Raw genomic sequence first — 21505 nt, forward strand, 5'->3', positions numbered from 1 at the left:
ATGACGATTCCGTTCTATTTTTTATACCGTACTATTTAGACAAATCTTTCACCCATATATTCATATCTTCCAGCTTATCGAAAATGTAGCAATTGTTCGCCAATCTTCCTGTATACGTATAACCTAACTGATGAAAGGCCGCATTCATTCCGAAAGAAAGCGATCGAGCAATTGTATAGGAGCAGAAAATCGATTTTTCTTGCAGTTCTTCTTCTAACTTAATTAGTAAACTTTTCATAAACCCATGCTTACGATATTCGGGTAAAGTAGCACAATTTGTTAATTCTGCATTTCCTTCTTTTATATTCATTTCTGCAGATGCTGTACTAATTATTTTCCCCTCGAATTCGTACACATAGTATATTGTATCGTCTTCCTTCATCGTTTGTTTTACATAACTCGCTTCGTTTAAAGGCGTCGGATAAACTTCAAATACTTTTCCAAAGACAGCTGCTAATTCTTCCGCATCCACTTCTGTCGCTTTTCTTAATAAAAATTTCTCTGGGACTATTTTTTCCTTTACTTCTTTTGCTTTAACACCGCTTAAAATGGTATCTTCCTCAGCCCAATGAATACTATTTCGTCTTTCATCACTAATAAATTTCACGAAGAAATATGCATCGTGACCTTGAAAATAATGCGGTATTGTTGCTTCCAATAAAAAACCGAAAGAGAGCCATGTAGAAACATGCTCTCCCTTTCCTTTAATAATACATTTAGTGAAAGAATGCTTCTCTGCTAATTCGTCAATTGTTTGGATAATCCTCTCAATATTTCCTGTGTAGTGGTCTACTCGAATACGTTTATTAAAATAGTCTAAAACACCTTCAACTGTATAGCCATTCGTCTGTTCTCTAAAAGATTCATAGTATTTCATTTTTTCACCTCACACCAATCTAGTAATGTACATGCAATTATTTTTGCGGCAGCTATCATTTTATCAACTTCTATATATTCGTTTGGATAATGTGCTACTTTCGTCTCTCCTGGACCAAATACTATCGTTGGTACGTTAGCGATTTGTGTAAATAAACCTCCATCAGTCCCCCACGGAGATGCTTCAATAATTGGTTTATTCCCTTCGATTTCAACAAAGTTATGCTCTAGTGTCGTAATTAACTCATGATTTTCTTCTAGTTCACCAGGAACCCATCTCGCTCCAAACCACTCTACTTCTACAGGATTTTCAACAAACCAATTGTCCACATCATTTAATTCAGCGATCCAATTCTCAAACTCTTCTTTTGCTGCCTCTATAGTCTCATTCGGCGCAATACCACATCTTCCTTCTAAATTTAATGAATCAGGAACAGAACTTGGCCAGCTCCCTCCTTCAATTTTCCCAATATTAATTGGAATTGGAATCGGGATTCCTTTAAATAACGGGTCTGTAATTCGGGTATTTCTCTTCTCCTCCAATTTTCTCAAATGATCTACAACAAACATACTTTTTTCAATTGCACTTACTCCTTCATAACGTGTACCACCGTGTGCTGCTTTGCCTTTCACATGTAGACGAAACCACATGGACCCTTGTTGTTTCGGGAAAAACTTCATATTTGTCGGTTCTGGAATAATGACACCATCTGCTTTATATCCTCGTAATATAGTCGCTAATGTTCCTGCCCCGCCGCTCTCTTCTTCTATTACACTTTGAAAATAAATATCTCCTTTTAATTCGATACCAGATTCAATAATGGCTTCCATCGCAAGCATCAGTGCGACATTGCCGCCTTTCATATCCGTTGTTCCACGACCATATATACGATTCCCTATTTGCTCACCACTATAAGGGTGATGGTCCCACTGATTCACATCTCCTTCTGGTACGACATCAATATGTCCATTTAATATCATAGATTTCCCGTCGCCACTTCCTTTTAAAGTTGCCACTATGTTCGGGCTATCTGAAAAACTTGTACGCGGTGATACAAAATAAGGATGATCTTTCATTTTAGAAAATGAAGGTTCCCAAATATCAAGATCTAAACCTAGCTCACGTAATTTTTCAATCACAATCGCCTGCGCACCACTTTCATCACCAGATACGCTTTTTTCTTGAATTAATCGTTTTAAAAATTTTACACTTTCCTCTTCATGACTCTCGATATAATCACAAATTTTCTTTTTTAATTGCTCCATATATTACATCTCCCCTCATTCGATTACTAGTAAGTTAGAGCCAATTTTAAAATCAGCTTCTGTATGTTGTTTTATATCTTCCACTGTGTATGGACTCATTAATTCTTGTAAAATGAGTCCACCCTGCGTCACTTCCATAACTGCCATATCCGTAATAATTAAATCTACACATTTCTTTGAAGTTAATGGTAATGTACACTCCGAAACAATCTTTGCATTTCCGTATTTATCGACATGATTCATCACAACAACGACCCGCTTCGCTTTTTGTGCCAAATCCATCGCTCCCCCAATACCTGGAACGCGTTTTCCTGGTACAATCCAGTTCGCTAAATCACCATTCTCACTTACTTGTAATGAACCAAGAATCGTTATGTCTAATAAACCTTTTCGAATCATCCCAAACGCTGTGCAACTATCAAAATAACTCGCTCCTGTAATAAGAGAAGTCGGTAAACCTGCTGCGTTACATAAATTTTCGTCTTCATTCCCTTTTCTTGGCGTAGGTCCCATACCTACAATTCCATTTTCCGCATGAAACATAACATTTATATCGTCAGGAAGATGATTCGGTACAAGCGATGGTATACCAATACCTAAATTTACAATCATACCATTTTGTATTTCTTTCGCCGCGCGCCTAGCAATCTTATCTCTCACTTCTACGCCCATACCCATTTCCAATTCACTCCTTCCGACGGTACGATATAATTTACAAATACTCCTGGGACAACAATTTCTTCTGGATCTAAACTTCCAAGTGGAACGATTTCTTCTGCTTCTACAATCGTTATATCCCCTGCCATAGCTACGTGAGGATTCATATTACGAGCACTTTTATCAAACACAAGATTACCAAACGGATCCGCTTTTTTCGCATATACAATTGCAACCTCAGCAGTTAATGCTGTTTCAACTAAATATGTCTTGCCATTCATTTCAACTGTACGTTTTCCCTCTTCTACAATCGTATCAACACCTACATCAACTAATACCCCTCCAAGTCCTACACCACCAGCGCGAATACGCTCTGCTAATGTTCCTTGAGGAGAAAACTCGATTTGTAACCTTCCTTCGTTTAGCTGTCTTCCTGCATTTGGATTTGAACCAATATGTGAAGTAATTAATGATTTTACTCTTTCATTCGTAACAAGACGACCAATTCCTACATCAGGAAATCCCGTGTCATTTCCTATTAAATTTAAATTTGTAACTCCTTTTTCTAAAATCGCCTGTATTAAAGATGGAGGGGATCCAATCCCCCCAAATCCTCCAAACATTAATGTCATATCATCGTGGAACAAAGAAATTACTTCCTCTATCTCTTTTAATTTATCGAATGTATTCGTAATAGTTGTCATGCGATACTATGCCCTCCTTTTTGCATCATTTCTTCTACACTTTTTGCAAAAATTGAAAGTAATTCATCTAACTCGGAATATGTAGTTGTCATCGGCGGTGCTACAAGCAGTGCACTATCTTCTTTTCCTGCTTGCCCTGACACAGCTTGGTATAATAGAAGACCATTTTTAGCTGCAACCGAAATAAGTTCCGACGCTTTTGTAAACGGTTGCAATTCTACTCCAATCAGCAACCCTTTTCCGCGCACATCAGCAATGATTGTCGATTGTTGCTGAACTTTCTGTAGTCCTTTTATTAAATACTCTCCCTTTTCTGCTGTTTTTTCAGGTAGATTATGTTTCTCCATATATTCAATAACAGCTAGAGCTGTTGCTGCAGATAATGGATTTGCACTTAACGTATGCCCACTCATTACAGAACGCGATCCACGTAAAATTGGCTCCATAACACGGTCACTTACAATCGTCGCTGCCATCGGTGTATATCCAGCTCCTAAACCTTTACCAAGAGTCATAATATCCGGTTCTACACCCCAATGCTCCATCGCAAACCATGCGCCAGTACGACCAAGCCCTGTCATTACTTCATCAGCAATAAATAAAATATCGTAATGACTACAAATATCTTTAATGACTTTATAATATTCTTTCGGCGGAACGACTGCTCCTCCAGCTGCTCCGATAATTGGTTCAGCGATAAAAGCTGCGATATGTTCTGCACCAATTCTTTCAATTGATCTTTCTAGTTCAGTCGCACAAGCAAGCTGACAAGTTGGATATACCTTTTGCACCGGACATCTAAAACAATATGGAGCTGGAATAGTTGGATAATCTTCTAAAATTGACACGAAACGTTGTCTGCGCAGTGGATGCCCAGACATTGATAAGGCTCCCATCGTAATACCGTGATAACTCATCCATCGTGACAAAATTTTATGCTTCCCTTGAATACCTCGCTCTTGAAAATGCTGGATTGCAATTTTCATAGCTGTTTCATTTGCTTCCGTACCACTATTCACAAAAAAGCTCCAGTTCAAATCTCCTACACTTAAATCGCTTAATTTCTTCGCTAATTTTTCAGCTGGTTCACTCGTGAACTGTGATCTATAAACGAAAGCAATCTCCTCTGCTTGCTTTTTTATAACATCTGCAATCTCCTTTACGCCATGCCCAATACCTGCCGTAATTGCCCCTGACGAGCCATCAAAATATTTATTTCCGTTTTGATCATACAAATACACACCTTTTCCATGTGAAATCATTGGATACGGCTGACCAACAAGTGGTTTAATTAAGTAATCGCGCATAGCGCTCCCCCATTTCTCCAATTTGTATATATATATGAAGAAAATTGACGTTTCTTTCATAAAAAAGAACCCTCTGCGAAAGCAGTGATTTTATCAAAAAACTATTATAAAATATACAAATGAGTGCTAAATATTAATTTCGAAAACAGAAAATTCAGAACTTAAAATGAAGACCAACCCTTATCTATACGCTCCAATAACCCTCCTTTATATAAAATAAACGCTTCACTACATATTTTCTTAACATAATATCAGCTTCCCTCAATTGCCGACATTGTGTAAACTTCGACGAAACTCCCTTTAAACTCCTTCCTATTCTCCTACTTTATATTGCATATTTTCAAACAAATATCGACAATTAATCCTACTAAATGCATAGCAATTATTTTTATAGAAACCTATATTTCACATACATTCTCCTCCGTTTTATACAATAAAAAAAGAACCGATTAACCACATTAATCAGTTCGGCACGACGCTCTTTTATCGGTTAATACTGCCACTTGCTAACGTAAATAGAAAAAATAATGTTACAAATTCAAGATTCATCCTACATCGTAAAGCACAAAACCTTCCATAACTCCATTCACAATTCCTTTTTGGATATCCCCATCCCAATATTTTATTCCTTTCCTTATATTTAAACTACCTTTCCTTTATAATTTATGTAGGACAATTATCACTTTGTATGTGTATTTGCCCATTATTAAAAAAATCCCTAGTTTCCTAAGGATTTTTGGACATGTTTTCGATATGTTACTTCATACGCTCTTAAGGTTTTTTATTTCGAAATATACATTGTAATCGGTACATCATCATCCAACATAGATGATATATTGCTGTATACTCTAGAAAATTATAAGGCTCTTTCGCCTAAAAAACACTTATCCATAAGCAATACTCTTTATTAATTTTCAACTTTTCTCCTTCAAAAAACAATTTTTTCGCATAACCTCTTTCTTGTTAAGCATATAGTTTTAATGATGACAAAGGAGGAATATTCATGTCTCAATCTGAAATCGAAAAATATGGACAAGAAGCTGCACGTTACGAACAGCTCGCTCGTTACTATCAATTTAAAAATCCGAAAAAATATGTAGAACTATATATGAAATATTACGATGCGCTTACGAAACTGGTACAGGCGTATGAAAAAAGAGATTCACAAGAAGCTGCTTTACCGTCACACATACGTTTTTTTCACTCTGCTTCAAATACACCTGCGGTTGACATTTTAGTAAACGGGCAAAAGGTTATTAAAAATATTTCATTTAAACAATTTAGTCCCTATTTAACATTAGTGCAAGGTAAATACCGTATAGATATTGTCCCTGTTGGAAATGAAACTCCCATCTTTTCAGCTTTAGTACCAATAATGGGGAATCACACTTATACTTTTTCCGCAATAAATAGTGATAATCATCTACAATTACAACCTATGCTTGATAATACACATTTACCAGCTGGTCAAGCAAAAATACGCTTTGCACATTTTTCTCCAGATACCCCTGTTGTAAATGTAGATTTAAAAGGTGGAGATCATTTATTTGAAAATGTACTCTTTAAACAAATAACAGATTTTTTGGAAGTTAGTCCTGGTACAGCAGATATTGAAGTTTCACTCGCCGATAATCCCAGCGTCTTACTAACTATACCGAATTTCAAAGTCGAACCGAACATCATATATACAATTTCACTTTTAGGTTATTCAACTAAAGATCCTAAATTAGAAGCCGTTATACTTACGAATTAAAACAGTCTACACCATTCATTTGGTGTAGACTGTTTATTTTTGAAATACAATTTGAAATTCTGTCCATTCGTTATCTGAACGGCACATGATAGACCCATTATGTTTTTCTACAATTTGTTTACATACAAATAATCCAATACCAGTTCCTAACTTTTTAGTAGTTACAAATGGTTCGAAAATCATTTCTACACTTTCAGCTGGAATCATTGGCCCATTATTTTTTATCACAATTCGAATCGATTGATCTTCTTCAAATACATCAATGATAATTTTCCGTTCTTCTTTCATTGATTCTAGAGCGTCAATTGAGTTCATTAATATATTTAAAAATACTTGTCTCACTTCACTCCGATAGCCAACAAGTGGAATTGGATACGGTAAATTCTTTTCAATCGAAACATTTGCATTGACCAAACTCGGATATAAGAACTGTATAATATCTTGAAACAAATCATTAAGCCAAAATTGTTCTGATTCATTCCACATTTCTTTTTTCGATACGAGTAAAAATTGCGAAATACGAAAATTTAATTGGTCTAATTCATGAGAAATAATATCTAAATAAGATAAACTTGGATGGTCTGCCTTTAATAATTTAACAAATCCCATAATTGAAGTGAGTGGGTTACGGAATTCATGTACAAAACTTGCTGACATTTGCCCTAAAATCGTCAGCCTTTCTTTATGTGTTTCGTTAATATATTGCTGTTTTTCCTCTAAATTTTTTGATATAATTTCCGAGTATTTTAAAACAGTATAATAAATTAATTTATCAAAACAAGTATGTATTTGGGCCATAATCGGTTTCAATTCACGTGCGCTAACATCTAATTCACACATCGCTTCGAAAAGTTCATTTCTTCCCACATTTGCATTATAAACAAAATCTCCAATATTCGCATCTGCCCCTGCACGTTCAATAGCAATTTTCTCGCATAATGGCTGAAGATAATCTATATCTTTCTCTTCCATAGTAAGTTCGATAATTAACTCTAATAAATCCTCTCCATTTTGAACTGCTTCTAGTTTAAATGGATCTTTATCGGAAATTATCATTTTGTTTTTCCAGTTCTCAACGAATTGGTGCCTGTTGTTTTTCAAGTGCGAACAAAATACTTCTTTAATATCCTTATCGATTGGAAAAACCCCCATTCCCTCCATTTCCATGCGACGAACACCCTTTATATTTTGAATATTAACACAAAAAATGCGATTAGTTAATAGATTATTGTCACATTTTGTTAATATGTGTTGATAAAATTTTTTAATGTCTTTATTAATTGTTTAGATTGATACATTCCATTTCCCTTCCTTTCATTCAAAGTTTTTTACATTCAATGCGACTTTTTTTTGCATCCTGCTTCATTCTTTCGTACAATAGAAAATGAAAGGTGTGAAAAATATGGTAAATAAAAATGTGGAAGATTATCTCCAAGAAGGCATTTACGGCCAAAAGCAGAACAAACCAGAAGAACGTAATATGTATTTAACTACATTACGTGAGCGTGTAGAAATCGCTTTAACTATCGGTCAAGTAATGCAAAGTAATGTATATTCTGAAGTAGCTAGTAGCATGCGCTCTTCTCAATCATTACAAATATTCCTAAATGGTGGCATTGCTTACCCACATTTATCAAAATACATTAAATTAGCAAATGAAAAAAATGTTCCTTTTACAATTGTTCAAAATAAAGGCATAGAAACACCAATCGGTTTAGTATTATCTCATAGCACTGCTGTTGACAAAGAACAAATTTATGTAGAAGATGCTATTTTCAAACAAGAAATGAAGTAAAAGGTACACTTGGTTAAATTAAATCGTTCCGAGAAACGTAAAACAAACAATAAAAAAACGAGTATGGAATCGTAAACATTTCCTACTCGTTTTTTATTAGGATGTTTAAGCTCGATCTACTTTATTTTTTAATACACACTAATTTCATTTCTGTCATTTCTTCTATTGCATATTTAATTCCTTCACGCCCCGTACCACTTTCCTTAACACCACCGTAAGGCATATGGTCTACCCTAAACGTTGGAATATCATTAATCATGACACCACCAACCTCTAGCTCATCAATTGCACGCATTGCTTTAAACAAATTATTTGTAAACACACCTGCTTGTAGACCGTAACGTGAATGATTTACTTGCTCAATTGCCTCATCAAATTCTTTAAATGTATTTACTGTCATGAGTGGACCAAATACTTCTTGGCACTGAACAGATACATACTCTGGAACATTTGTTAATACAGTTGGTTCAAAAATCCTTGCATCACGTTTCTTACCACCGTATAAAACAGTTGCACCTTCCTTAATAGCTTCTTGCACCCACATTTCTATTCGCTCTACATCTTTTTTCGAAATTAAAGCCGATACGTCCGTTTCTTCCAGCAATGGATCACCTACAACAACTGTTTCCATCGCTTTCTTTAGCTTTGAAAGAAATTCATCCATTCTCTTTTCATGTACAAAAACACGTTGTACCGAAATACAAACTTGTCCATTGTTTACAAATGCTCCCCATTTTACACGTTCAATTACTTCATCTGTTAATTCTACATCTTCATCAATAATAACAGCAGCATTTGATCCCAGTTCCAACGTAACTCGCTTTAACCCAGCCTTTGCCTTAATTCCAATTCCAACTTTCGGACTTCCCGTAAAAGTAATGGAAGCAACATCATCATTTGTAACTATCGCCTCACCTACAGTTGAACCGGGACCAGAAATAATATTTAAAGCTCCTTTTGGCAATCCTGCCTCTTCAAATAATTCAACTAATGCGTAAGACGATAATGGCGTTTGATCAGCTGGTTTTAGCACAACTGTATTTCCGGCAGCAATTGCAGGGCCGACTTTATGTGCCACTAAATTTAATGGGAAATTAAATGGTGTAATAGCTCCTATAACCCCTATCGGTTTTCGTATTGTGTATGCAATACGCCCATCTGCACCAGGTGCTGCATCAAGTGGCAGTGTCTCGCCGTATATACGCTTCGCTTCTTCCGCTGCAAATTTGTATGTCTGAACGGTACGATCTACTTCTCCCCTCGCAGCACGAATTGGTTTTGCAGCCTCTTTTGCAATAATCTCTGCAAATTCTTCTCTTCTTTCATCCATTTTTTGTGCAACCTTCTCTAAAATAGTCGCACGATCATATGCAGATAATGTATTCATTTTTTTCATTGCATTTTTTGCAGCAGTAACAGCCTCTTGTACATCTTCTTCGGTTCCTTGTGCAATTTCCGCTAACGTTTCTTCAGAATATGGTGCGTATAATGGTTTATAAGTGTTTACAGACTTCCAATCTCCATTTATATATAAATGCTTTTTCATAACTCTTCCCCTTCCAAATATATGTATACAACAATATTTCACCTAGTGAAAGGTCTGACTTATGCCATTGTATCATAGCCCTTATTCTGCCAAAAACATTATGCTCAAAAAAACCCTGCCATATAGCAGAGTCTACGAACTAATTTGTTCTTGAAATGGAATTTGTTTTTCATCTTCTAAAATAACAATTGATTCTACAGTTTTTGTAACTTCTAATCTCTTTATATAGTGTCCATCTAATTCTTTTACACAAAACTTATAATTTTCAATTTCAATGAAATCCTCTTCAGCAATTTCTATATTCTTCGTTAAAATCCAACCACCGATTGTATCAACACCATTATCATCAATTGTTAAACCTAATAACGTATTCACTTCACTAACAAGCACTTTTCCCTCTAGTATTGTTTTCGTTTCACTAACTTGTTGAATTTCTGGCTGTTCATCCGTATCAAACTCATCTTGAATATCTCCCACTATTTCTTCTAAAATGTCTTCAACTGTAACAAGTCCAGACGTACCACCGTATTCATCTATCAATATAGCAATATGCGTTCTTTCTTTTTGCATTTTTAAAAATAAGTCGTGTATTGGGATAGAGTCGATAACTAAAATGATTGGCCTAATATATTGCTCTACTTTCTTATTACTTACTGCATTATGCTGCACAAAATCTGTGAAAATATCTTTAAAGTTTACAAAGCCTATTACGTGATCTTTGTCCCCATCTACAACTGGATATCTCGTATATTTTTCCCGAGACATTTTTTGCAAGGCTTCTTCAGCAGGCATTTCTTTACTTATAATATGCATCTCAGTTCGGGGTACCATTATTTCTTTCGCTATACGATCATCAAATTCAAAAATTTTATTTACATATTTATATTCAGATTGATTAATCTCTCCATTTTTGTAACTTTCTGAAACTAACAACCGTAATTCTTCTTCTGAATGAACCTCATCGTGCCCTTTCGGTGGTTTCAGCCCTAACAACTTCGTAATAATTCGGGCTGATCCATTTAGGATCCAAATAAATGGAAACGCCATACGATAAAAGAAAATTAACGGTTTAGCAACAAACAAACTCACTTGTTCAGCTTTTTGAATCGCGAATGTTTTTGGGGCCAATTCCCCTATTACAACATGTAAAAATGTAATAAACAAAAACACTAAAATTACAGCAAAAATGTCTGCTAGTTGAGTAGAAATGTTCAAATTTACAAAAAGCGTGTCAAACATTTGCTTTAACGCCGGTTTACCAAACCACCCAATCCCCAGAGCTGTAACTGTTATTCCTAGCTGACAAGCAGATAAATATTCGTCTAAGTTTGTAATGACTGTTTTGACAGATGTTGCGCGATTATTTCCTTCTGCAATTAAATAGTCAATTCGTGAACTTCGCACTTTAACAATTGCAAATTCTGCTGCGACGAAAAATGCCGTTAAGGCAATTAAAACAATCACTATACTTATACTATATATGTCCAAATACTTCTCCTTACTTACATTGTAAGCAAGGAAGCCACCTCCTACTTAATTTTATTCAAGTGAAGTAAGCATTCTAATACTCTAAAAAAATTCTACATTAGCAACCACCTTTTTATATATTATATGCATACATAAAAAAGATATTTATCATTATGATAATCTAATTCATTTCCCTTAGTCAAATAGTTCTAAATCTTAAGATAAAACATTTTATATAAACGATATATTCTTCACAGCTTCATTTCGTGAAAAAACACTTTCTTTGCCGATTCCACACTTCTTTTGTCACACTAGAAGGGAACTTCCTTCATAGATCGAAATCATTCAACAGGATATATATAGGAGGGATTATTTTGGAATATAAAACACCATTTATCGCAAAAAAATTAGGTGTTAGCCCAAAGGCTGTTGTCCGGATTGCACAACAATTAAATCTTACGATAGAAAAAAATAAATATGGTCACTTTATTTTCACACAAGAAGATTTAGATCAAATGTTAGAATTCCATCTTTCACAAATAGAGCAGTCTCAAAACTCTCACCCTACTCAAAAAACATCATCAAATGATGTTGAAGAATTAAAAACTCAAGTAAATACAATTGTTCAAGACAAATCATCACATGAATTTGAGCAATTAGCAGCTCAATTAAACACTATTACGAGAAGGCTAGATCGAATGGAAGAACAAATGCAAGATAAGGCAAATGATGTTGTTACGTACCAACTTTTACAACATCGCCGTGAAATGGAGGAAATGTTAGAGCGAATTCAAAAGCTAGAAGCTTCCCTGAAGAAAGAAGAACCAATATATATTACTCCCGATTCAAAACCAACATATGAACGAGAAAAGAAGCCGAAGCGCCGCAAAATGATTTTTAGTATATTTGGATTATAATTTTTAGACCCTTATTAAAATAATAAGGGTCTTTTTTCATGAAGAATGACTTCATATTAAAATAGCATTCTCTTTATTATATATATTCATTTCGCTTTATTTTGTTAACATAATATTTTTACTGTATTCTGCGATTAATGCCTGTGCATGAGCATTCCCTTGAATCACATCTCGAAATTCTTTTAAAGAATACAAATGCGTAGCCCCTTTTCGGGCATGAATTCGCACTGGTACACCTTGTAAAGTATCATGAAACTGAAATGGCTTATCTACCGGTTCAATTGGGAAACCGAGTGTTAATAAATACATATACATTCTTTTTGTCACTGCTGCAATATACCATTCCGCTTTCGTTTCTAATGCATGCATAAATAAAATAGCTGTTAGTCTTTTGAAGTGTCCTCTCCCACGAGACGTTTTCGCAATACTCAACTTGCCTATTTCATACACATTTTTCAAATCTTTCACTAAATCATTTTTAGAAAACGGATAGAAAAACTCAGAATTCGATTGCTCTGGTTCCGTATACTTAATACATTCTACTGTACCAATATGATGTTCATCTTCTATTAATAAAAATCGTGATGGATTTAAATTACGTTCTACGAACATTAAGTTTCTTTCTTCACAAAAATCTCCCCATAGTTGCTCGAACCAAAAATGTTCTTCTTTTGTTTGAACACGCTGGAACATATTTACCCGCCTTTCCCATCGCCGCTCTGTTTTTGATAACGCTTTCACTATCTATCATATAAGAACAAATCTTCGTATGCAACTAAAAATATTTATGACTTATTATATTCTGTAAAACGAATTAAATTCCATCTTAATCGTCTTTTATCCCTCATGTACCGTTCTTCTAACAACATACTTATATTACTTTCAAATTCAAATCGTATAAAGTTGTCTTCCATACAGCATATATTTCTTCTTAATCTAAAAAAATCCTTTATAAAAAAGGATTTTTTTACTTCTTCATGCTTTTTAACCACTTCTCAAAAATTTGTACCATTCCATGTTTTCCGGCTAATTTCTCTTCCCCTTGTTTCGTTTTATATGGATATAATTGCAAAAACACACCACATCCAGACTCAATTTTTTTACTATGCATATGACTTCCTGGATATACACAAATAACTTCATAAATGGCCCTTCGATAATAGACTCTCTTTCCATCCTGTTCTTCTACATATTTTATAGACCAGTACTTATACATTTGCTCAGTTGCCTTCGTATTTCCAACGTGCTGAAAAATGTTGTACATTGGGCTATACTTCACTTCAATAATAATAGAAGATTGATATACGTATTTCCCTTCTTCCTTTACATAACAGTCTAAGCGAATGTCTGGCTTCTTCGTATCTTCTCCATTATAAAAATTACTCCCTTTACTTAATGCAATAAGGGGATGAGTTTCAATTAAATCATTAAATGCGACATGTACTCTAATATCATCTCGGTGTAAAACTACTGTCGTTCCATCCTGTAATCCATCTACATAAAAATGTTCTTGAATTTGTTCACGAATGGAATTTCTAGCCTCAAAACCAATTTGCTCTAACATGGAAATAACGATAAAAAAAGCGTAATATTCATACACTAAAAATGTTGGTTTATAAACAAATAATAAAGATGGAGATTGTTCTGTATATTGTGGAAGTACATCTAAATGCTGCAGTAGTTGTTGATGTGGTATCGGTAAATTATGTGAGTACATGTTACCTGTTTCGGAAACTTCTCTCCAAAATGGAGAATGCATTAAAGTTTGAAAGTATTGTACACTTTCATGTACAAAGTGCGCTAATATTTTATATTCTTGTATCTTCATAGAGCTTTTTCGCAAATCCGCCTCTTTTAGTAAATGAATATTTTTATACTTTTGTTTCTCTCTATCGGTCACTGATCCATTACGCTCAATTGTTTGTATAATCGTTTTTACAGCTTGAAATTCTTCTGATTTCTTTCTTTTTGCTCTTTCTAATATTTCAATTGTTTGGCTCAAAAAACTTTCAGCTTCAAGTAAATAGAAATAAAATTGCATCGCTTTAAATTTAAGAAATGCATTTTCCTTACTATTTTTTTGTTCTATAAACTTACGATTATAATATTTTGCATACGGTTTTCTTTCCGTCACTATGGCTCCTTTTCTCGTTGCTTTCCGCTCTTTTTCTTCCCATTTATATTCATGTATAAATTTTGAACTCGATTCTATTTTCTTAAAAATTTGCTTTATCTTTTTCATTTTTTGCGGCAACTTTCTAAGTAACACTAAATAAGAAGAATCTTCAATATCACTAAGTGCAGAGAAAGTCTTTTTATAATAACCTCTATCTAAAATCAACTCATTCAAAATTGACTTTACATAGTTTTGAATCATTTCAAATTGATCATCAAAAAAATTTTTGGGAACGATTTGAAATGCGCCATAATACGTTCTATTTTCTATATTCACTTCAAAATGATATAATCCACAACGCCACGGATAAAAGAATTCCGTTTTTCCATGTTCATATATTAATACTTTTTGTTTTTTTTCATTTATTTCATATTTTGATTCTTTTATATTTTTCTGTCCCTCATATACTTTATTCCATATAAAAGTAATATTCATTGGACTTTCATAATGGTAATGCAATCTAATTGGTTTTAATTCTTGTACTTTATAAATACATTGAACTAATGCTGTAGTAGATGTACAAAGACGATTTAATAAAATATATTCCCCCTTTGCCTCAGTTCCAATGATTAACTTTAATACAAAAGGGAGTGTTTCTTTCGTATCAACGATTTCTGTTTCATATCGCCCTTCATTTTGCATAGCCATACAGCTCCAGTTCTCTACGCTTTTCTCTTATATATGCTAAAGAGTGTTCAAATGTAGATACTCTGTTTGCAAGTGGCGATTGCAAAAGAGGTAGTAATGTCGCCCCCCTTTTTACGTCTTCAGAAAGTAAAGACCCAACCATCATTTCAGTACCTCTTATTTTCGTCAATACACGTTGCTTGATTTGTAAATCAAATCCCTCTTCTCTACTGATCATATAGGAATGATTATTTTGGAACGGTATATTTTGCAAGTAAGTAGCGATTGCGTTTGCACATCGAAATGAAATTCCCTTTGACATATCATGTGATGACAATACAACATGTAACTTATCTAATAGTTCTAACTCTTCTTCAGAAAACACCTCAATCATCGCTTTATTCCTGACCCAGCTTATACGAAATTCTCCTGCAGTTACTTTCAGAGGTGGTTGTAATACAATTTTCTCTTGTTCCATACACATCTCACAAAACGGAATCTTTTGTAACGTTATTAAATTCGTCCGATCTAATAATCGATCTGAGAGTTCTTTCGTTGTTTCATCAAAATTTACTGTACCTACAAATATAATATTTTCACCAATTTCAATTGTTGATGGAATTGGATTTTCTTTTTCTTGTACACCTTCATACAAATTTAGAATACGGTTTTGCTTTTCAAGTTGAAGAACAGATAGAAATGGAGTAAACCAATGCTCAATATGTGACATATTCATTTCATCAAAAACGATTATATATAGTTGATTTTGATTTTCTTTTGCCTTCATTAACGCCCTAACTAATTTTGTTTCACTTTCAATAAAAGTACCATTTGGGTGAAGGTAACCAAGTAAATCATGTGGTTCTTGATACGATGGTGAAATCGGAATCCAAACCAATTCTTCCCCATACTGTAATCCAAGTGCTTCTGCATAAGCTTGCACAAATCGAGATTTCCCAGCGCCTGGTATACCACCTAGAATCGTCAACATATTTGTTTTCGCACTTATATGGAAATTATAAATGTCCGTTTCATCCAAATATAGCCCTTTGTTACGTACAAAACTTTTTACATACTGTAAAAAGACGGATTCACGCTCATCCCATTCCCATTCATCCTTGTGCACTTTTATTTCCTCTACTTCTACATGCTTACCTTCTTCAGTCATTCGTTTTTTTAATTGCTCATACATGTGATTGCTTACAAAATACAATTGATCTTCTACCGCTATTTCCACATACTTCATCCAGTCATTTAAGTCTATATACTTACATTCCCGCTGCTGTTCAAAATATGCGATTGAACTAATTGATGATGACTTTAAAGATATATTTCCATATAACCTTCCATCGTGCCACAATAATTCGGGAGGCTCAAAGTCTTTCGGATATTTTGGCATTAGAAATGACAAATAGCCATTTCCAAGTTTTCTTTCTAAAGACTCTCCTTTTTTATATTCGGAAACTTTAGGTACTGGAATCATTTTATAGCCATTGGCCATTTCTCGTGGTTCTTCTGCACAAATTAACTCCACGTATATATGTCCTCTTTCATAATAGAGACGAAACATAACCAATTGCTTTTCTAATTTTCTTTTCTTTAATTCCGAAAAGACTTTTTCATTCTTTTTATTGCTACATAAACCTTCAAATACGTATGGTTCATTTTTCAATTGCTCTTGTAACGTGAATGGTATTGGCGATAGGCATTGTACAAAGAAGTTCTCTCCATTCTTCTCTCTCTCTGCTTTTGTAAACTTTCCGATAAACCTCATATAGTACATTCTTTTTATAAAACTTGGCTGAAGAGCTTTATGTAATCTCACCTTCGTCACCTTCTTTTTTTCATACTATTCTTAGTGTATGAAAGAAACGAAAAACTAGAAACAAAAAACCTGACGTTATCCGCCAGGTTCAAAATTAAAACGTATATTAATGAGATGGAAATGTTTTTTTCTCTTGTAAAATGGCATTATGAGCAATTTTCATTTTAGCAAGTACATATCGTAATCGATCTTCAGCGTTTTCATCTGTATTTTGCTGTAATTCCGCCAAATTCTCTACAGCACTCGCTAAATTTTCAATCACTCCTCGTAGTTCAGGATGATGATTAAAAAAGGATTCTTGCACTAATACTTTCCTTACTTCACTCGCTAAATCAACAATTCTGGTTAACTGTTCTTTTTCTTCCATTTTCATCCCTCCTGAATATCTTATGTATTAAATATTCTCTAGACAAAGAAAAAAGCCCTTTATTTAAAAGGACTTTTACATTTTTATATTTCCAGTTAATAACATATAAAGTGATGTGATAGCTGCGATAACAATTGCCCACATTACATATCTCTCAATACCTTTAAAACAACGATTTCCTTTTTCTTTTCTTGCATACATGTAAACAATAATCCCAATTCCATACACGATTGAAACAAGTAATAAATTTTTCAAACCTGCTGCATATAGAAGCCATACAGAATAAGTAGAAGCAATTAAAGCTAACGAACCGTTTTTTACTTTTGCATCTTTTAGTTCGTTTGTAATAACTAATTTAAATTGGAATAACGCTGATAATAAATATGGTACTAAAATTGATGTTGAAGCAATAAAATACATAATTTGATATGTTGATTCTGAAAACAGAACGATTATAAATATAATTTGGGCAACGCCATTTGAGATCCATAATGCCATATGTGGCGTTTGTTTTTTATTTGTTTTCGTAAACACTTTCGGAAACACGCCATCTTTTCCTGCTACGTGGGAAATTTCAGAAACAAGTAAAAACCAGCCTATTAATGTACCTACAAGTGAAGCAACTAACCCGATGTTAATCGCAACGGCGCCCCATGTCCCAACAACATGTTCTAATACATGTCCCATTGACGGGGTTTCTAACACGGAAAGCTCTCCTCTTGTCATCGCTCCCATAGACAAGACAGAAATTAAAATATAAATAGACATTACTAAAATAAGTCCAAGTACTGTCGCTTTACCAACATCTCGGCTATTTTTCGCTCTACCAGATAATACAACCGCTCCTTCAACCCCAATGAAAACCCAAAGAGTTACAAGCATTGTATTTTTCACCTGACCAAGTATAGAGGAAACTGATATAGTTCCTTCTCCCCAAAAATCATGTGTAAATGTATCCCAGCGAAACGCTGTTACCATTACAACAATAAATAATACGATTGGAACTAATTTCCCTATCGTTGCAATAACATTCATAATAGATGCTTCGCGAATTCCAAATAAAATTAGAAAATGAAGCGTCCATAATAAAAGTGATGCACCAACGATAGACGCAACATTATTTCCACCTTTAAAAATGGGGAAGAAATAACCTAATGTACTAAACAGTAACATGATTGTTGCAACGTTTCCTAAAATTCCTGCTAGCCAATATCCCCAAGCACTGTTAAATCCGATATACTCTCCGAAACCAGCACGTGCATAACTATAAATTCCGCCCTCAAGCTCCGGTTTTTGTCTTGCTAACGTTTGATATACGAGCGCGAGTGGAATCATTCCCATCGCTGTAATACACCAACCAATTATTATAGAGCCGCTATTTGCTCCTACTGCTAAATCATGCGGTAAACTAAAAACACCGCCACCAACCATCGTTCCGACTACTAATGCAATTAATGGAAAAAAACCTAACTTCTTTTCTATTTGTACCACCCCATCTGTCATTCTAGGTGTTATGTTCGTTCAACTATTAAAGTCACCTTTTTCTCTAATAGACGTTTCTCTTATATTTTTTCAGGAAAACATTACTTATTCTAAAAGAAAATGAAGAAAAATGGAATACTTTTTTGAAAAAATGTATAAGTATGCACAAAAAAACCGTTCATTTTGTAATGAACGGTCATTTCATACATATAAATTTGTATATTTCTTGTAAAATTAACGAAGTAAATTCTCTTTTTGTAAAAATTGTTTCGCTACTTCTTCACTACTTTTTCCATTCACATTTACTTCATAATTCATTTTTCGCATTTCTTCATCTGTAATCTTCCCAGATAATGTATTTAATACTTTTTCAAGTTCAGGATATTTCTGTAACGTCTCTTTTCTTAATAATGGTGCACCTTGGTACGGTGGGAATAACCCTTTATCATCTTTTAGCACTTTCAGTCCATACTGCTCAAGTTCACTATCAGTTGAATATGCATCGATTACGTTAACATCCCCTGATTGAATTGCACTATAACGTAGTTTCGGTTCCATCGTTTTCACATTTAAAAACTTATAGTTATATAATTTTTGCATTCCTTTATAACCGTCTTCACGATCAGCAAATTCTAATGTGAATCCTACTTTAGCATCCTGTGCCATTTTTCCTAAATCAGAAATTGTATTTATATTATTTTGATCTGCTATTTTTTTCGGCATAGCTAGTGCATATGTATTGTTATACTCCATCGGCTTCAACATAACCATATTATATTTCTTTTCCATTCCAATGCGAGCCTGCTCATATACTTCATCCCGATTTGTGCTTTTTGGCTCTTCTTTCACAAAAGTAGATAAAGCCGTTCCCGAAAACTCAGGGTATATATCTACTTCTCCTGATTTCAATGCTTCAAATACAAATGCTGTTTTTCCAAGACCTGGTTTTAATTCTACGTGTAAATCGGTATCCTGTTCAATAAGCTGCTTATACATTTGAATTAAAATTTCAGGTTCTGATCCAAGTTTTCCGGCAATAACAATATCTTTCTTTTGTGTGTTCCAAAGAAAGGGAGAAGCAATCATTATACAAGTAATACATATCGTCAATATAATACGCTTAGAAGAGCGTTTTGGACTCTCAAGCACTCGAAGTACTACATCAAAGAATAAAGCGAGTAACGCGGCTGGTACGGCCCCTAAAATGATAAGCGCATGATCATTTCGATCGATACCAAGTAATATGAGTTTTCCGAGCCCACCAGCACCTATAAGAGCTGCTAATGTAGCTGTTCCAACAATTAATACCATCGCCGTACGAATACCGGCCATAATAATTGGTAATGCAAGAGGAAGCTCTACCTTCCACAGTCTTCTCCAGCTATTCATCCCCATAGCTCTCGCTGCTTCGATTAAAGATTCATCTAACTCCCTTATTCCTGTATATGTGTTTCGTAAAATAGGTAATAGTGCATACACAACTAATGCAATAATGGCTGGGAGTTTTCCAATTCCTACTAACGGAATTAAAAGTCCGAGTAATGCAAGTGATGGCACTGTCTGCATAACCGCAGAAGTTCCTATTATAAATTCAGCCATTCGTTGTTTTCTCGTTAATAAAATGCCAAGTGGCACCGCAATAATTACTGCAAAAAATAGTGAAATAAGCGATATTTGTAAATGCTCACTTAATGCAGTTAGTAATTCTATTTTTCGCTCTTGGAACGTTTGTATAAAATCAGTCACTGTTTAGCCTCTTTCCTTCATTTGTTCAACAATGTAATTAACAATATGACGACTTGTTAAAACTCCAACATATTGACCATTTTCTTCAACTGGAACGACTTCGTCAGCTCGTACACGAACTAATGCTTCTTGTAAAGAAGAATGCAATGATAATGCATCCCCTTCTACCCGTATACTTTCATCAAGTGGCAATACATCTTCTATACTTTTCCCCTCATACCAAGGTTGTCCACGATTTCCAATGAACTCTTCTACAAACTCATTTTTCGGATTATGTATAATACCTTCTGGTGTATCTAATTGAACTACTTTTCCTTCTTTCATAATACAAATACGATCTCCAAGTGATAATGCTTCTTGCATATCATGTGTTACGAATACAATTGTTTTTTGAATCTTCTTTTGCAATTGTACAATATCCTTCTGAAGCTGTTCCCTACTTAATGGATCTAACGCACTAAACGGTTCATCCATAAGAACGATTTTCGGGTTTGCGGCTAATGCCCTTACGACACCAACGCGCTGCTTTTGCCCTCCTGACAATTCATCAGGCATGCGATCGCGATATACGTCTGGATCTAGCCCGACCATCTGTAGCAACTCATCGACACGAGCTTTTATTTTTTCTTTGCTCCATTTTCTCATTTCAGGAACCACTGCAATATTTTCTGCAATTGTCATATGCGGGAACAAAGCAATTTGTTGCAACACATAGCCTATATCCCAGCGTAATTCGTTTATATTATATTGTTGAATATCTTTTCCATCGATTAAAATAGATCCTTCAGTCGTTTCAATTAAACGGTTAATCATTTTCATTGTCGTTGTTTTCCCGCAACCACTCGGACCAATGAGAACAAAAAATTCTCCCTTTTTAATTTCTAAATGCAATGAATCCACTGCTTTCATGCCATCTTCATACGCTTTTGACACATGATTAAATTGAATCACAAATACAACTCCTTTAATGTTGTTTCCTTTATTTTGATGGAAT

The 21505-nt window shown here is 34.5% G+C and carries 18 protein-coding genes; 3 read left to right on the forward strand and 15 right to left on the reverse strand.

The features are described from left to right. Positions 1 to 31: 31 nt before the first annotated feature. From ablB to QEP67_RS16540, 5 genes are read right to left on the reverse strand one after another with little or no spacing between them, the layout of a single operon-like run. Entirely contained in the window at positions 32 to 877 is an 846-nt protein-coding gene (gene ablB / locus QEP67_RS16520) for a putative beta-lysine N-acetyltransferase (protein WP_000878612.1), read from the reverse strand. Next, positions 874 to 2142, reverse strand: a complete 1269-nt coding sequence (locus QEP67_RS16525) for a peptidase (RefSeq protein ID WP_048563106.1) — start codon at positions 2140 to 2142, stop codon at positions 874 to 876. Before QEP67_RS16525 ends, ablB begins: the two co-directional genes overlap by 4 nt. A 15-nt stretch (positions 2143 to 2157) precedes the next feature. Then, the gene (locus QEP67_RS16530) at positions 2158 to 2820 is read right to left on the reverse strand and encodes a CoA transferase subunit B (protein ID WP_000525266.1); all 663 of its coding nucleotides are present in this window, start codon (positions 2818 to 2820) and stop codon (positions 2158 to 2160) included. Further along, the gene (atoD, locus tag QEP67_RS16535) at positions 2805 to 3503 is read right to left on the reverse strand and encodes an acetate CoA-transferase subunit alpha (RefSeq protein ID WP_000208097.1); all 699 of its coding nucleotides are present in this window, start codon (positions 3501 to 3503) and stop codon (positions 2805 to 2807) included. Before atoD ends, QEP67_RS16530 begins: the two co-directional genes overlap by 16 nt. Next, positions 3500 to 4810, reverse strand: coding sequence for an aspartate aminotransferase family protein (locus tag QEP67_RS16540; protein WP_001205889.1), 1311 nt, complete (start codon positions 4808 to 4810; stop codon positions 3500 to 3502). Before QEP67_RS16540 ends, atoD begins: the two co-directional genes overlap by 4 nt. A gap of 1003 nt (positions 4811 to 5813) precedes the next feature. Here QEP67_RS16540 and QEP67_RS16545 point away from each other — a divergent pair. Continuing rightward, positions 5814 to 6563, forward strand: a complete 750-nt coding sequence (locus QEP67_RS16545; RefSeq protein WP_000083267.1) for a DUF4397 domain-containing protein — start codon at positions 5814 to 5816, stop codon at positions 6561 to 6563. Between the two features lie 33 nt (positions 6564 to 6596). On the opposite strand, the gene QEP67_RS16550 is transcribed toward QEP67_RS16545, so the two are convergent. Beyond that, positions 6597 to 7730, reverse strand: coding sequence for a BA2291 family sporulation histidine kinase (locus QEP67_RS16550; RefSeq protein ID WP_000425100.1), 1134 nt, complete (start codon positions 7728 to 7730; stop codon positions 6597 to 6599). Between the two features lie 235 nt (positions 7731 to 7965). On the opposite strand from QEP67_RS16550, the gene QEP67_RS16555 reads away from it, so the two are divergent. Then, positions 7966 to 8358: a YueI family protein gene (locus QEP67_RS16555; RefSeq protein ID WP_000247570.1), complete on the forward strand. Its 393-nt coding sequence runs from the start codon at positions 7966 to 7968 to the stop codon at positions 8356 to 8358. A 121-nt stretch (positions 8359 to 8479) separates the two neighbouring features. Here the strand turns inward: QEP67_RS16555 and QEP67_RS16560 are convergent, their stop codons facing one another. Further along, entirely contained in the window at positions 8480 to 9904 is a 1425-nt protein-coding gene (locus QEP67_RS16560) for an aldehyde dehydrogenase family protein (RefSeq protein ID WP_000716467.1), read from the reverse strand. Positions 9905 to 10036: 132 nt separating this feature from the next. Further along, entirely contained in the window at positions 10037 to 11392 is a 1356-nt protein-coding gene (locus QEP67_RS16565; RefSeq protein WP_002108356.1) for a hemolysin family protein, read from the reverse strand. A gap of 353 nt (positions 11393 to 11745) precedes the next feature. Between QEP67_RS16565 and racA the strand changes: the two genes are divergently transcribed. Further along, positions 11746 to 12288: a chromosome-anchoring protein RacA gene (gene racA / locus QEP67_RS16570; protein ID WP_000456016.1), complete on the forward strand. Its 543-nt coding sequence runs from the start codon at positions 11746 to 11748 to the stop codon at positions 12286 to 12288. A gap of 96 nt (positions 12289 to 12384) precedes the next feature. Here racA and QEP67_RS16575 read toward each other — a convergent pair whose 3' ends face one another. The 7 genes from QEP67_RS16575 to QEP67_RS16605 form a co-directional block, all read right to left on the reverse strand. Continuing rightward, the gene (locus QEP67_RS16575) at positions 12385 to 12981 is read right to left on the reverse strand and encodes a hypothetical protein (protein WP_000487799.1); all 597 of its coding nucleotides are present in this window, start codon (positions 12979 to 12981) and stop codon (positions 12385 to 12387) included. A 274-nt stretch (positions 12982 to 13255) separates the two neighbouring features. Further along, a complete protein-coding gene (locus QEP67_RS16580; RefSeq protein WP_064460260.1) occupies positions 13256 to 15106 on the reverse strand; it encodes a hypothetical protein in 1851 nt (616 codons plus the stop codon). After that, the gene (locus QEP67_RS16585; protein ID WP_001236571.1) at positions 15096 to 16916 is read right to left on the reverse strand and encodes an AAA family ATPase; all 1821 of its coding nucleotides are present in this window, start codon (positions 16914 to 16916) and stop codon (positions 15096 to 15098) included. The genes QEP67_RS16580 and QEP67_RS16585 overlap by 11 nt, the downstream gene beginning before the upstream one ends. A 106-nt stretch (positions 16917 to 17022) precedes the next feature. After that, positions 17023 to 17283: a hypothetical protein gene (locus tag QEP67_RS16590; protein WP_000391453.1), complete on the reverse strand. Its 261-nt coding sequence runs from the start codon at positions 17281 to 17283 to the stop codon at positions 17023 to 17025. A 75-nt stretch (positions 17284 to 17358) separates the two neighbouring features. Beyond that, positions 17359 to 18786, reverse strand: coding sequence for a basic amino acid/polyamine antiporter (locus QEP67_RS16595; protein WP_000129474.1), 1428 nt, complete (start codon positions 18784 to 18786; stop codon positions 17359 to 17361). A gap of 213 nt (positions 18787 to 18999) precedes the next feature. Further along, a complete protein-coding gene (locus tag QEP67_RS16600; RefSeq protein ID WP_000129146.1) occupies positions 19000 to 20511 on the reverse strand; it encodes an ABC transporter permease/substrate-binding protein in 1512 nt (503 codons plus the stop codon). Positions 20512 to 20514: 3 nt separating this feature from the next. Then, positions 20515 to 21462, reverse strand: a complete 948-nt coding sequence (locus tag QEP67_RS16605) for an ABC transporter ATP-binding protein (protein ID WP_048566474.1) — start codon at positions 21460 to 21462, stop codon at positions 20515 to 20517. Positions 21463 to 21505 lie beyond the last annotated feature (43 nt).

It is taken from the genome of Bacillus cereus group sp. MS39 (assembly GCF_040448665.1).
Classification (GTDB): domain Bacteria; phylum Bacillota; class Bacilli; order Bacillales; family Bacillaceae_G; genus Bacillus_A; species Bacillus_A wiedmannii.

What these genes read in the sequence shown, in the direction of transcription:
- ablB (WP_000878612.1), bottom strand. Translation starts at nt 877, where the DNA reads ATGAAATACTATGAATCTTTTAGAGAACAGACGAATGGCTATACAGTT.
- QEP67_RS16525 (WP_048563106.1), bottom strand. Translation starts at nt 2,142, where the DNA reads ATGGAGCAATTAAAAAAGAAAATTTGTGATTATATCGAGAGTCATGAA.
- QEP67_RS16530 (WP_000525266.1), bottom strand. Translation starts at nt 2,820, where the DNA reads ATGGGTATGGGCGTAGAAGTGAGAGATAAGATTGCTAGGCGCGCGGCG.
- atoD (WP_000208097.1), bottom strand. Translation starts at nt 3,503, where the DNA reads ATGACAACTATTACGAATACATTCGATAAATTAAAAGAGATAGAGGAA.
- QEP67_RS16540 (WP_001205889.1), bottom strand. Translation starts at nt 4,810, where the DNA reads ATGCGCGATTACTTAATTAAACCACTTGTTGGTCAGCCGTATCCAATG.
- QEP67_RS16545 (WP_000083267.1), top strand. Translation starts at nt 5,814, where the DNA reads ATGTCTCAATCTGAAATCGAAAAATATGGACAAGAAGCTGCACGTTAC.
- QEP67_RS16550 (WP_000425100.1), bottom strand. Translation starts at nt 7,730, where the DNA reads ATGGAAATGGAGGGAATGGGGGTTTTTCCAATCGATAAGGATATTAAA.
- QEP67_RS16555 (WP_000247570.1), top strand. Translation starts at nt 7,966, where the DNA reads ATGGTAAATAAAAATGTGGAAGATTATCTCCAAGAAGGCATTTACGGC.
- QEP67_RS16560 (WP_000716467.1), bottom strand. Translation starts at nt 9,904, where the DNA reads ATGAAAAAGCATTTATATATAAATGGAGATTGGAAGTCTGTAAACACT.
- QEP67_RS16575 (WP_000487799.1), bottom strand. Translation starts at nt 12,981, where the DNA reads ATGTTCCAGCGTGTTCAAACAAAAGAAGAACATTTTTGGTTCGAGCAA.
- QEP67_RS16580 (WP_064460260.1), bottom strand. Translation starts at nt 15,106, where the DNA reads ATGCAAAATGAAGGGCGATATGAAACAGAAATCGTTGATACGAAAGAA.
- QEP67_RS16590 (WP_000391453.1), bottom strand. Translation starts at nt 17,283, where the DNA reads ATGGAAGAAAAAGAACAGTTAACCAGAATTGTTGATTTAGCGAGTGAA.
- QEP67_RS16595 (WP_000129474.1), bottom strand. Translation starts at nt 18,786, where the DNA reads ATGACAGATGGGGTGGTACAAATAGAAAAGAAGTTAGGTTTTTTTCCA.